Source organism: Brevibacillus reuszeri, assembly GCF_001187725.1.
GTDB lineage: Bacteria > Bacillota > Bacilli > Brevibacillales > Brevibacillaceae > Brevibacillus > Brevibacillus reuszeri.
Genome location: NZ_LGIQ01000009.1, coordinates 690,810 through 702,963 on the forward strand (window position 1 = coordinate 690,810; position 12,154 = coordinate 702,963).

At 46.8% G+C, this 12,154-nt stretch carries 12 protein-coding genes; 5 read left to right on the top strand and 7 right to left on the bottom strand.

All coding sequences use genetic code 11. From position 1 onward, the window contains the following. Nucleotides 1-73 precede the first annotated feature (73 nt). The 5 genes from ADS79_RS17670 to ADS79_RS17690 form a co-directional block, all read right to left on the bottom strand. Nucleotides 74-259, bottom strand: a complete 186-nt coding sequence (locus tag ADS79_RS17670) for a hypothetical protein (protein WP_141260990.1) — start codon at nt 257-259, stop codon at nt 74-76. A 111-nt stretch (nt 260-370) separates the two neighbouring features. Continuing rightward, on the bottom strand, nt 371-964 hold the full coding sequence (locus ADS79_RS17675; protein ID WP_049739725.1) for a serine hydrolase domain-containing protein: 594 nt from the start codon (nt 962-964) through the stop codon (nt 371-373). A gap of 162 nt (nt 965-1,126) precedes the next feature. Beyond that, complete coding sequence (locus ADS79_RS17680; RefSeq protein ID WP_049739726.1) at nt 1,127-2,821, bottom strand: S41 family peptidase; 1,695 nt, start codon at nt 2,819-2,821, stop codon at nt 1,127-1,129. Nucleotides 2,822-2,899: 78 nt separating this feature from the next. Next, nucleotides 2,900-4,252, bottom strand: coding sequence for a HAMP domain-containing sensor histidine kinase (locus tag ADS79_RS17685; RefSeq protein ID WP_049739727.1), 1,353 nt, complete (start codon nt 4,250-4,252; stop codon nt 2,900-2,902). After that, complete coding sequence (locus tag ADS79_RS17690; protein ID WP_049739728.1) at nt 4,249-4,926, bottom strand: response regulator transcription factor; 678 nt, start codon at nt 4,924-4,926, stop codon at nt 4,249-4,251. The genes ADS79_RS17685 and ADS79_RS17690 overlap by 4 nt, the downstream gene beginning before the upstream one ends. Before the next feature lie 204 nt (nt 4,927-5,130). On the opposite strand from ADS79_RS17690, the gene ADS79_RS17695 reads away from it, so the two are divergent. From ADS79_RS17695 to ADS79_RS17715, 5 genes are all read left to right on the top strand, one after another. Then, nucleotides 5,131-6,756: a helix-turn-helix domain-containing protein gene (locus tag ADS79_RS17695; protein ID WP_049739729.1), complete on the top strand. Its 1,626-nt coding sequence runs from the start codon at nt 5,131-5,133 to the stop codon at nt 6,754-6,756. Nucleotides 6,757-6,897: 141 nt separating this feature from the next. Beyond that, nucleotides 6,898-7,902: an ABC transporter substrate-binding protein gene (locus ADS79_RS17700; RefSeq protein WP_084765979.1), complete on the top strand. Its 1,005-nt coding sequence runs from the start codon at nt 6,898-6,900 to the stop codon at nt 7,900-7,902. Nucleotides 7,903-7,946: 44 nt separating this feature from the next. After that, nucleotides 7,947-8,984 carry a FecCD family ABC transporter permease gene (locus tag ADS79_RS17705; RefSeq protein ID WP_049739730.1) on the top strand — a complete coding sequence of 346 codons (1,038 nt, stop codon included), beginning with the start codon at nt 7,947-7,949 and terminating at the stop codon, nt 8,982-8,984. Beyond that, on the top strand, nt 8,981-9,982 hold the full coding sequence (locus ADS79_RS17710) for a FecCD family ABC transporter permease (protein WP_049739731.1): 1,002 nt from the start codon (nt 8,981-8,983) through the stop codon (nt 9,980-9,982). Before ADS79_RS17705 ends, ADS79_RS17710 begins: the two co-directional genes overlap by 4 nt. A 41-nt stretch (nt 9,983-10,023) precedes the next feature. After that, on the top strand, nt 10,024-10,797 hold the full coding sequence (locus ADS79_RS17715; protein WP_049739732.1) for a class I SAM-dependent methyltransferase: 774 nt from the start codon (nt 10,024-10,026) through the stop codon (nt 10,795-10,797). Nucleotides 10,798-10,941: 144 nt separating this feature from the next. On the opposite strand, the gene ADS79_RS17720 is transcribed toward ADS79_RS17715, so the two are convergent. Together ADS79_RS17720 and ADS79_RS17725 are read right to left on the bottom strand one after the other, a co-directional pair. Further along, nucleotides 10,942-11,229, bottom strand: a complete 288-nt coding sequence (locus ADS79_RS17720; RefSeq protein ID WP_049739733.1) for a Rossmann-fold NAD(P)-binding domain-containing protein — start codon at nt 11,227-11,229, stop codon at nt 10,942-10,944. A 30-nt stretch (nt 11,230-11,259) separates the two neighbouring features. After that, nucleotides 11,260-12,135 (bottom strand): serine hydrolase, encoded by an 876-nt coding sequence (locus ADS79_RS17725; protein ID WP_049739734.1) that lies wholly within the window; start codon nt 12,133-12,135, stop codon nt 11,260-11,262. Nucleotides 12,136-12,154: the final 19 nt, after the last annotated feature.

Genomic DNA, 12,154 nt, shown 5'->3' on the forward strand with positions numbered 1-12,154 from the left:
TTCTTACCATTTCCACTATTATACTTCTGGCTGATGCTGTTTACCTATAGTGCATTTCATTTTAATAGAAGGACTATAGCTGGAGAGCTTTTGCAATTAGAATGGCTGCCTCCTGCCGCAGCATGGGTTGTTTTGATTGGTAATCAATCGAGCCATCCGTGTTTTGGGTGACTTCTGGTCCATATAGTCCGAGTGCAACGATCAGCATAACGCTATCCACAGCCCAGGAATCCGTATTCCCGTCAAGCCTTACTTCCATGTGTGGTACCCCTTGTAATTGGAGCATCCCGTCCATATATTTCTCAAACGATATCCCGGATACATTTTGCACGATATAGCCTTGAAGCATGGAGGCAAAGTTATCGTAGTTTTAGGACTCTCCTGGGTTTCTGATCACGGTCGGCATGTTTTTCGCTACGTACTCTTTTAGTGGCGTGACTTTACTCAAATCACCGTTGATATCACCTAGCTTAGGTTCGGTGAAATCATAACCCGTCGTATGTGTTAGCAGGTGGTGCATGGTAAGCGGCTCGTCAAAGGCATTATTTATAGGAATATCTCCCATATAGTTTTGAATGTCTTTATGCAGATCGATTTTTTTCGCCTCGACAAGCTGCATCACCGCTGTTGCCGTAACCGATTTGGCAATCGAGCCTAACCGGAATACCGTTTTCTCCGGATCAACAGGTGTCTTCTTTGCGATATCCGCATATCCGTATCCTTTTTGCAATACGACCTTGCCATCTCTTACAACGACTACCGCCGCTCCAGGTGCCTGAAATTGTCTGATATCCTCACGTTCAAAAAAACGATCCGCAAACGCCTCCACCTCTTTCGGCTCCATGGGTCCTCTCGCAGCTGTACTGACTGGCTGCGCAAAGGCGGATGATATCGTTCCGAGCGTGAGAAAAAGGGTTAAAGCACTCACTTGCCACTTATTTTTACAACTGTGAAATAGCTTCATAGAATTCATTTCCTTTCCGTATTTTTATTATTTCTTCCATATCGTTCGCTTTCGAGAATAGGCCAGAACTATGAACGGAGTATGAACGAAAAAGCGGAAACGAAAAAGCGGAAACGAAAAAACCACCCATCAGGTGGTTTTCACGTCCATCAACCTGCTTGCTTAATGAGCGAAGTCCTTCAATACTTTGAGGGCATATTCCAGTTCAACGTCTCTTCCATGAACATATTTTTCTGTAAAGGTCTCTTCATTGAGCGGAATGAAAACATCTGGGATTGCCCCTCCATGTCCAGCATGATCACTATCCCCTTGAATGACGAAATCGCCACTTAAGGATCTTCCATCAGGAAAGCGAACCATGTACCCCTCCGGCATTTCGACTTCAATCGGACTGCTGACTACACCAAATGAGCCATTCGTTGTCGTGAAGCCCACATTTTTCACGTTCGGCAATCCTTTTAATAGAATCGGCAGGCCCTCACCCGAACTTGTTGTGCGATGGTTGAATAAAATGACAATCTTCCCTTCAAAATGTGGTGCCACAGGCGTAATTGTTCGCGTTTCTAAGGAATTGATCTCAAATGTACCGAGCAGGCGATTATAATAGCTGACTTTTTCATAAATCATTTCCTTCGGTACCAAAAAACCTGCCATGTCCGCAACCAAGTCATCATTTCCGCCTGGATTATCCCGCAGATCAATGATTAGGCCCTTTATGTGCTGATCGTTAAACCCTTTTACTTTCTCCTCAACTACCTTTCCTGGATTCGGCATTGTCTCAGAGGGCAGAAAGTATCTCACTTTCACATAACCGTATCCATTCTCTAAGATTTTCGCTTCGATTGGATCGTCCTCTTTTTTCAATTTTAATCGCGTTTTCTTTAAGGTCTCGTAATTGTCATCCTCAGCTTTTAGTGTGGCTGTACGAATTTGTGTTTCGTCCCTATTTGTAAATGTTACCGAAATCTCTGTTCCGATCGGTGCACGGACCATGAACCTTCCCTGATTAAATCTGGCATCCCCATCGGTAGCCATAGGATTTTCGCTCCAGGTGGTACGCCTGTAAACATCCTGTGCTTTACTTCCGTTCCAGGTAATGATTTCGGCACCTACTTTTATCCCGTTCTTTTCAGCAGAACTGCCCTGTAATACCAGATTCACCAACACCTTGCCATTATCCAGCTGAATCGTACTGATGCCAAAGCCGCCTCCAACCTCGCTTTTAAAGAGCGGATTATCCTCGTACAAGTTTTCATTGACGATTTTGATGTGCCCATCCCGAAAAGAATAGAGGTATTCTCTTAATGTTTTGTAATAGGCATTTTTGTTTTTTTCTTCCTCCCACTTTTTAAAAAGGGGCTCATACTTCTCCTTCAATTCCTGCCAGTTGACTTTTTTCCACTCGCCAAATGGATACTCCTTTGACAACCGCTCGTTCAGCTGCACAAAAGCTTGCGAATAGCTTAAATCACTGAGCTCACTCGTCGGATTATACCTGAATTCACCCGCATAAATGAATGTGCTTAGCATGGCAATCACCCCGCATACACACAACACACTCTTACCTACATGGAACCTGGGAGCAGCGGGATTACGCTTGAACAGCTTCCACATTGTGCATAAGAAAAGAATCAGTGTTAGTCCGTAGAATACAATCGAGACCAAAGTGATATTCCCGGTTAAAATACTGACAATCATAGCGATCAAGGCTATACTCGGCAAAAAATCAAGCCATCGATGAGGCTTAGATTTGGGAACAGCGTATCCGATCAAAGCCACCAGATTCATGAGAATGATGATCATTTCCAAGATCGTGAACCAAGTAAATGAAGTGATGAAGTCTATCAAAAAACGCATGCTTCGGTTCCTCCCGTCAAAATTTCAAATCTGCGCAAAGCTTAGACGAGAAATATGAACGGAGTGTGAACCGAGATCTTATTTGAAAATGATGCAGTCTGCCGGGAGTGAAACCGTAATCGTTGTTCCTTGCCCAATCGTGCTTTTGGCTTCGATGCTTCCGTGATGGTTCGTGATAATTTGCTTTACGATCGCAAGCCCTAGACCGTTTCCTTTGCTGCTGCGTGAGCGGTCCGTTTTGTAAAAGCGTATGAATATTTGACTGAGATCCTCCGGCGTGATCCCGATACCTGTATCTGCAATCGTGACCGCATATTCATCTGCAGCTTGCATCAGTACGATGCTGATTCGCCCGCCGTCTGGCGTATATTTAATACTGTTTCCCAGCAAATTCATCCAGACTTGATTGAGCTGATCCTCATCAGCTGTGATTTTGACGGGGGCGGGCAGCTTCAAATCAATCCGAATATTTTTGGCGGACCACAACGGCTCGCAGTTGACTACCACCTGTCTAATTTGCTCATCTAAATGGAACGTTGTGGCTTCGAATGGATGATGGCTTGATTCGAGCGAGACGAGCCTCAACAATTGATCGCTCAACCTGGATAGCCTCTCGCTTTCGGCCAGGATGATATCCAGATAGTAATCGCGGTTTTCTTTTGCAACCAAATGCTCGTATTTCAAGGCTTTGGCGAACCCTGCGATCGACGTTAACGGCGTTTGAATTTCATGCGACACATTCGAAACAAAATCCTGCCTCATCTGCTCTAATTGCTTCAGCTCCCCTGCCATTTGACTAAAGCTTTGGGCCAGCCCTCCGAGTTCATCTGAACGTTTTATGTTCAAATGGACATCAAATTTTCCTCTCGCCAGCTGCTTGGTCGCTTGTGTCAGAGCTTTGAGCGGCTTTACCAAATATCTGGCCGCAATGAGGATACAGATGCTCCCGATGATCAGGACGAGAAGCAGGACTGTAAAAAACAACCACAGGATTGTCTCTTCATTTTTAGAGGAAGGCAATAAAAACAAAGCATAGGGCTGTTCCTTTACTGACAAGGGCATCCCGATGAATTCCAAATCCGCATTTTCTGACGGTAAGTATGTCTGACCTGTAAGAACTTTCTGAACCGTTTCCAGAGGGATCGTTGTGTGCTTCCTATCCTCTGTAATCAATCTCCCGGTGGCGTTATAGAGCAGCACTGGGTTGGAAGTTAGCGCTTCTATGTTTTTGGTGAATGTATGCAAATCAGGAAAGCTCGTCTGCTCGTAGACACGAAGAATGTTCTCGCCAATGGAGATCATCTCGTTTCTCTGAAGCTGGTCCAGTTCTTTCTCGTAAAGGGCAAGGCTAATGAGAGAGGAGAAGAGGATCGCAATGACAATGGCAGCCAAAAAGGTAAGCACCAGACGAACATACAGCGTCTTTATCATGCATTCACCACTAAACGGTACCCAAGGCTGCGGGCTGTTTCAATCCGAAAATGGTCAGTGTCGTTCGCAAACCTCTCGCGCAATCTTTTGATATGGACATCTACCGTCCGATCATCGCCCTCATAATCCCTCCCCCAAATCTGGACAATCAATTGCTCACGGGTAAAAATCTGACCGGGATGGCTGGCGAGCTTAAAAAGCAGCTCGAACTCCTTTAAAGGCAGTGTCAGCTCCTCCTCACCTCGCATGATCTTGTAGGTAAGCCGATTCAATATGATCCCACCCAGCCGGATGGTCTGTGAATAAGCGATTCGGTATCGTTTCAGCAAAGCCTTGACACGCATGACAAGCTCAAGCGGATCGAACGGTTTGGTTACGTAATCATCGGTTCCAAGCTGGAAGCCTTTTACCTTTTGCGCGGATTCACCTTTTGCTGTCACCATGAGGATGGGAATGTCCGGATACTGCTCTTTCAGCGCTGTGCACAATTCCCAGCCGTCCATGTGCGGCATCATTATATCCAGGATGACAAGATCAATGGGCGTACTCTCTATTATCGAGAAGGCCTCAGTCCCATTGGTAGCCTCGACAATGTCAAACCCTTCGCTTCGTAAAAAAAGGCTGATCAACTCGCGGATATGCGCTTCGTCGTCTACAATCAGTATTTTGCTCATGCCAAGGTAGCACTCCTTCAAAATCACACATAGAAATTTCTCTATTTTACAACTATACATTATTTTGCTAAACGCACATCACGGTAAAAACGTTACAGAATTTTTTTATCATGTATGCGATAATGAAAATCATTATCGTTATACTTTCTTTTATTCTCTTAACGATAACGATCATCCACGATTCTTGGGCTTTTTGGAGGAAACATGTTTACAGAAAATGATACGATCGCGGCTTCACCTACCCTCTTCGAATGTACAGACTATCAACATGTAAGACTCGATTCTGCCAATCCTCTGCATTTGCCAGCGACAGATTATTTCCGACTGCTTGTTGTCAGTAAAGGAAAAGGGGAACTCGTAGTCAACGAGCACACTTATCCATTGTCGCGAACCCATGCCCTCTTATTCCCTCGTTTATTGAATTTGCACCTGAGCAGTGAGGCGGAAAATGAGCTCCACGTGCATTGTATTACCTTTGAGATGCTTGAGCTGTCAGCGACGAGTGCGCAATCGCGAACCTATAAAAAGGTAGAGACGTTGCCGTTTGAAGGTGCCTTACCCATCTGTTCCTATTCCGGTATCCAACGACTCATGAAGCAAATGGACAAAAATCATCATGATGGCGAGCTCGGTTTTTTGCGTCAGCATGCGTGTTTATATGAGACGCTGGAATTGTTGCGCCCAAAAATGATAGAAAAGCTCCCTTCATCAGAGGATCATTCATTTCAACAGTCCATTCACTATATCCAGAAGGAATATGATAAACCCATTATGCTGAACAAGCTGGCTAAGATTGCGGGCGTACACCCCTCCTACTACTCCACCTTGTTCAAGCAAAAAATGGGAAGAGCTCCGATAGAGTACGTAACTGCCATTCGGATGAATCGTGCAAAGGAAATACTTATTCGGACGAATGAAAAAGTGAGCGATGTCGCCCGTCAGGTGGGCTATAAGGACGAGTTTTACTTTAGCCGCAGATTCAAAAAGCAATATGGAGTGGCTCCCTCTATCTACATAAAACAGAACGCTTACTGCAATGTCGTTCCCCTCTCTTATGCGTTTACGGATCATTTGTTCACGCTTAATTTTGTACCTCATGCTGCCCAAATCACGAAAGGCTTCCAGAGGATTACCGACAGGGTCCCTGTTCCACTGGAGCGTGCCGAATCCTGGAATATGAGACGGGAGCTTCTATTACAGGTTCAGCCTGATTTGGTTGTTTGCAAGGAAAATATTAGCAATCAAGCTCGGGAGAATGTCGGAGATATCGCCCCAGTTATCGTCATCCCTTGGCTGCAAAAGGATATTTTCGGCCATCTGACAGAAATTGCCGAGCTGATCGATCGAAAAAAGGCAGCCTCGGATTGGATTCAAACTCATGAACAGCTTGTTGAGAAGGCAAGAAAACAAGTAGCAGCCACTGCTGGTGATGTGTCTGTTACGATTTGTGCTGCATTTGGCGAGCAATGTCGCATCTATGGCGATCGCAATATGGGACATGTGTTCTATCGTTCCCTGGGTCTGCGGCCACCTGAGCGCCTGCAATCCATTTTAGACAATCGGTCCCCGGGCACTGAAGTGAACTGGCTTGGGGTCACGCTGGAATCCATCCTTGACTACTCCTCAGACTACCTGTTTTTGGTGACACGATCAGCGGCAGAAGCTCGGCAAAAATTACAGCAGCTGCAAACATACCCAGGGTGGCACTCGCATCCGGCAGTCAAAAACAATAAGGTATTCACGCTGCATTGGGATCAGTGGATCGTATATGCGCCAAACTCCATTGAAATGCAGCTAAAAAAAGCAACGTTTCTGCTCACCCGGTCATGAGGTCATGATTCGAATAAAAAAGAGCCTTCCAAAGATAATCCATGCACAAAAAAACGGTGATAATCCATGGATTGTTTATTCCGTATGTTCTACCATCACTGATAGTGATTATCATAACCAATTAGGTTTGGAGGAGAAATTATGGTACTACAAAAAAATCCGCTAGCTTTTCTATTGCTGTTCGTGATCGCTATCCTAGCAGCAGGCTGCGGGGCTGTTAGCACTCCCGCAAGTTCAGAGACTTCTACACCGGCGGCTGCTGCCCCATCTAACGATGCTTATGCAGACACGAGAACCATCAAGCATGATTTGGGCGAAACCGTCATCCACGGTACACCGCAAAAAATTGTCGTACTGGAATTGGGCTTTATCGACGCCTTGCTCGATGTGGGGATAAAACCGATCGGTGTAGCTGATGACAATAAGTCAAGTCTGATTCTGGAAGATGCTCTGACACAAATAAAAGGATATACCTCCGTCGGAATGCGATCCCAACCAAGCTTGGAACAGATCAAGCTTTTGTCGCCTGACCTGATCATTGCTGATACAAGTCGTCATAGCAGTGTATATGATCAATTGTCCAAAATCGCACCAACGATTGCCTTGAACAACCTTGAAGCCGGTTATGAAGAGACGATCCAGACTGCTTTGACCATTGGTGAAGCTGTAAACAATAAAGCCGAAATGCAACATGTAGTCGCCAAGCATAAAGCAAAGCTTCAAGCGGTACAGGCAAAAGTCACCAAAGACAAGCAAAGCATCGTTTTGGTAGGAAACACAGACACCGAAATTACAGTCCGCAATACTGGCTTTTTTACGGCTGAGCTCTTAAAAACGGTCGGCTATCGTTATGCACTCGATGATGTCCCTTCTTTTGCCGGACAAAAAGAAAAAGGAAATATCAAAATGACCGTGGAGCAATTTCTGGAGATCAATCCCGATATTCTTGTTCTTATGTCTGGTGAAGTAGATAAAAAAGATGCCAAAGGAAACCGACCTATTCTCGAAGATCCTCTGTGGAACGAACTCTCGGCTGTAAAAAACAATCAGCTGTTTGATGTGAACCGCTATACATGGTCTCTTCGCAGAAGTATAAAAGGTGCGAATCAAATTATCGAGCAGTTGGAAGCAGACATCGTCAAATAGTCTAATCTTGTGCCGAAAGCTGCCTGTCAGGGGAGGAACTTACTTTGGGGAAATGGCCACTTCACACATCCCTAGAACATCAATCAAAAAGCCGTCTCATTTGGATCTGGATCGCAGGTCTGCTCCTGCTTATCCTTTGTGCCTATTTGTCACTCGCACTCGGGACAAGGAGGATGAGCCTCGCCACAATGGTGCAGGCTCTTGTATACAATGACGGCTCCCGGGATCATGTCATCATGAATACGGTCCGTTTTCCCCGGCTGATTGTAACGATGTTTGTCGGTGCCAATTTAGCGGTTGCTGGAGCCCTCATGCAAGCCATCACCCGCAATCTTCTCGCCTCCCCTGGTGTATTCGGTATTAATGCGGGAGCATCAACAGCGGTCGTGATGCTGACTGTACTTGTACCGCATGTAACCGCTCACGAAACTGTTTTTGCCGCTTTGGCGGGTGGGATTTCTGCCGCGCTGCTCATATATGGGATGTCCTCTGCTTTCCGGGGGAATCATCCCGTTGTCAATTTGGCTTTAACCGGAGTAGCCATTCAGCTCATGCTGTCTTCTGTTACACAAATGATGCTTATTTTTAATGAAACACAAATGGATCGCATTTTATTTTGGTTGGCAGGATCAGTAGCCTCCCGAAAATGGGAGCATGTCCAAACACTTTTGCTGTGGAGTCTTCCTGTTCTGCTAGCGGCATTTACCCTGGGGCGAGCCGCTTCTGTAATAAGCCTGGGTGATGAAATGGCAAGTGGTCTTGGGCAAAAAATCAAGAGAACAAGAGGTCTCATCTCACTGGTTGTCATCATGCTTGCTGGCTCCGCGGTGGCTGTGGCTGGCCCCATCGGTTTTATCGGCCTGATTGTACCCCATATGGTCCGATACTTGATTGGAAACGATTATCGCAAGGTGCTGCCACTGTCTGCTTTATTCGGTACGATACTCTTGCTATCAGCAGACCTGCTCTCGCGGTACGTCATGTTCCCATTTGAAACTCCAGTGGGTGTCGTTACTGCCCTTATCGGGACTCCTTATTTCATTTATTTGGCTAGAAAACGCAGGAAGGAAGCGGCGGAATGAATCGGAAGAGTGAAAATCGCAACTTCGCCGTGCTGGCTTTACTGCTTATCTTGACAAGCGCTAGTGCAGTCCTAAGTATGAAGCTGGGAAGTGCAGCTATCGGATTTACAGATATTCTGTCTGCCATGATCGGAATGGGCAACCCGGAGGTCAGTGATCTCATTTACAGCTATCGTTTGCCCCGAGTAGCAGTAGCGTTAGCAGCCGGAGCATGCCTGTCCGTTGCAGGAGTTATCGCACAAAGCGTGATGAGAAATCCACTCGCTGCGCCAGATACTTTGGGGCTAACAAGTGGTGCCGGGCTGGCTGCTGTTATTGTCACCATTCTGTTTCCAGGACAGTTCCCCCCTCTCCTGACAATGGCTGCCTTTGGTGGTGGGGTTGTGGCTGCTATAGCCGTTTATTTGCTCGCCTATCGAAAAGGGATTATTCCAGTCCGCCTCGCACTGGTGGGAATAGCCGTAAGTGCGTTCTGCTCCTCTGGCATCCAACTGCTCATTTCCAAATCAACATCGAATGTCAGCTCCGCTCTTATATGGCTCGGGGGAAGCTTATGGGGAAGATCATGGCCCCAATTCATGCAAATGCTGCCTGGTCTGGTCATCCTCATTCCCATTGTGTGGTATTTGGGCCTGCGCCTCGATGTCCTTCGCTTGGGTGATCCCTTAGCCAAAAATCTCGGTGTGGGTGTCGAACGAACAAGAATGTTTTTTCTAGCTATTGCGGTTATGCTGACCGCGCTTGCTGTTTCTGCCGTTGGAACAATCGGTTTTGTCGGTTTGATTACGCCTCATGCAGCCAGAAAATTAGTTGGTTCTAGGCACCGGATTCTGATCCCCACTGCTGCTGTGCTCGGTGGATTGGTTATCTTGATTGCGGATGCGTTGGGAAGAGGCATGCTTCCACCACTTGAAATACCAGCAGGTTTACTTGTTTCCGTCATCGGAGGTCCATACTTCCTTTTTCTATTGTGGCAAAGAGCCAAGCAAAGAAACTAAGAGAATGTTGTGTTGTTTCAAAAAGGAGGACACTTGCTCGAATGAAAGAAATCGAACATAAAATTCAACAGTATTGGGACAATCGGGGTAAAGTGGAAACGCTGCGTGAGCAAGAGCGATTCGGGGGTAGCGCAGGTTTTCGAGAACACCCTATCTGGCTTTCTCTTATCCCTGTTTTACTTAAAAACCCTGCAGAGGGACGAACGATTCGTTGTGTTGCTGACATGGGCAGTGGAACCGGAATTATGGCCGAGCATCTTGCCTCGCTTGGTTACAAAGTGATTGCGATTGAAAATGCAGAGAGTCGCGCAAAGCTAGCTACTGAACGTCTGGAGCACTTCCCACATGCAGAGGTTCGGATTGGAGATGCCGTGAAACCGCCGATTGAGCCAGGCGAAGTCGATGCAGTCATTAGTCGCAATTTAATCTGGCTTCTCCCCAATCCCCTAGCAGCTGTGCAAGCTTGGGGTAAATTGGTCGGCCCCAGTGGCAGAGTTGCCGCCATCGATAGCCTGCGGCGCTTGGACAACCGGAGTCGAGTGTTCAAACAGCAGTCTGCCCTTCGCCGTTTTTTCGGCGTTGATTCCCGCTCCCATAAAGGGAAGCTGCTGTTCTCGTCTGAAGAAGCCACTCCCTTATCGAATATCAAGCATGCAGAGCAGGCTGCCGAAATCTGGCGACAGGCAGGGGCATCCAATGTTCACGTGGAGGATTTGTCTTGGGTCACTGCTGTAAAATTACATCGTCAATCCTTTTTGCCTCGAAAATGGTCATTGACCAGCTATTACGCCGTCCTTGGGGACCAACCTCTGTGATAACAGTTGGTCCTCATATGCAAGTAGCTTTTATTTGCCCCTGCCAGTTCCCCTCTTTTGCTGCATCAAAAATATTAGACGCACGCTCAGTCAAAAGACCGCCAATTGGCGGCCTTTTCATTTTGCATTCATAGTTTGCTCGTTTTATTCAGCGATTAGGGAAACCTTTTCCCATGCCTCTATTTCATCAATACGTTTGCGCAAAGCATCGCGAATGCCATATGTGGCTACTGATCCTACCGGGAAATGGACAGGTGGGTTATCACTTTTAACCATGGCGATAATGGCTTCAACGGCCTTCTGCTGATCTCCCTTTTTCACATCTGCATAGCTCTTATCGAAGGCATCGTAGATCGGCTTGTATTCCGGCAAAGACTCTGCCAGTATGCGGGAGTTGCCCATGAATTCGGTTTGGAAAATGCCCGGCTCCACAATCGTTGTCTTGATCCCAAACGGGTCCAGCTATGCGTTCACGAAATGATCGTATGCAGCTCTTGCTATTCGACCAATCGTCCGCTCTCCTTCTTCCATCGACGGGTTGTCTTTTGACAGGACCGCGATCGAGAAAGCCCCTTTGTTATCCGGCAAATAGACAACACCGACATCGTTGACGACACTGCTGAGTGTACCCGTCTTATGCGCAACCTTGGCCTTGCCGGGGAGCATATAAGGCAGCCGACTGTTAAACTGCTGACGGAAGAGGATATCCAGCATGCCATCGCACGCTTGCTCAGAGATCAGTTCTTTTAGCGCAATCAGCTCTACTAGCTTTGCCATATCTACCGGGGTACCGACGTTGTTACGCGGGTCCGCCTGAAAAACGATACTGCTTGGATCAAACTGCCATGCCTTTATTTGGTTAAGCGCTTGCTGTGAATAAGCTGATGGCTCCATTCCTACGCACAGGCTAAGCAGATCCCAGCAGCTATGATGGATGTGAACATCTGCTAAACCCAGCTCTCTCATATACGCCGTTACCTGATCAGTTCCTACCAGCTTGAGGAGTTGATCTGTCGCCAGGTTGTCGCTGACAATGATCATGAGCATGGCTAAATCCTTAACGGTTACTTCCACGCCTAAATGTAGCTCTTGCAACACACCAGAACCCGGGACCATATCTTCCTCGGTGATTTTGATTCGATCCTCCAGGGATAGCTTGCCTGCTTCCACGTCCCGGTATAAGGCTGCGAGAATTGGAATTTTGAATGTACTGGCTAGTTGAAACAACTGATCGCCGTTGATACTCGCTGCTTCTCCCGTTTGTAGGTGCTTGACGGCGACACCAAACGTTCCAGATACATCACTTATCACGTCCAGCAATTTTTGCTCTAAGCTCATAGTGGTTCTCCTCTCGTCT

Excerpts from the sequence above, each read along its gene's own strand:
- ADS79_RS17670 (WP_141260990.1), bottom strand. The coding sequence starts at position 259 with ATGGAAGTAAGGCTTGACGGGAATACGGATTCCTGGGCTGTGGATAGC.
- ADS79_RS17675 (WP_049739725.1), bottom strand. The coding sequence starts at position 964 with ATGAAGCTATTTCACAGTTGTAAAAATAAGTGGCAAGTGAGTGCTTTA.
- ADS79_RS17680 (WP_049739726.1), bottom strand. The coding sequence starts at position 2,821 with ATGCGTTTTTTGATAGACTTCATCACTTCATTTACTTGGTTCACGATC.
- ADS79_RS17685 (WP_049739727.1), bottom strand. The coding sequence starts at position 4,252 with ATGATAAAGACGCTGTATGTTCGTCTGGTGCTTACCTTTTTGGCTGCC.
- ADS79_RS17690 (WP_049739728.1), bottom strand. The coding sequence starts at position 4,926 with ATGAGCAAAATACTGATTGTAGACGACGAAGCGCATATCCGCGAGTTG.
- ADS79_RS17695 (WP_049739729.1), top strand. The coding sequence starts at position 5,131 with ATGTTTACAGAAAATGATACGATCGCGGCTTCACCTACCCTCTTCGAA.
- ADS79_RS17700 (WP_084765979.1), top strand. The coding sequence starts at position 6,898 with ATGGTACTACAAAAAAATCCGCTAGCTTTTCTATTGCTGTTCGTGATC.
- ADS79_RS17710 (WP_049739731.1), top strand. The coding sequence starts at position 8,981 with ATGAATCGGAAGAGTGAAAATCGCAACTTCGCCGTGCTGGCTTTACTG.
- ADS79_RS17715 (WP_049739732.1), top strand. The coding sequence starts at position 10,024 with ATGAAAGAAATCGAACATAAAATTCAACAGTATTGGGACAATCGGGGT.
- ADS79_RS17725 (WP_049739734.1), bottom strand. The coding sequence starts at position 12,135 with ATGAGCTTAGAGCAAAAATTGCTGGACGTGATAAGTGATGTATCTGGA.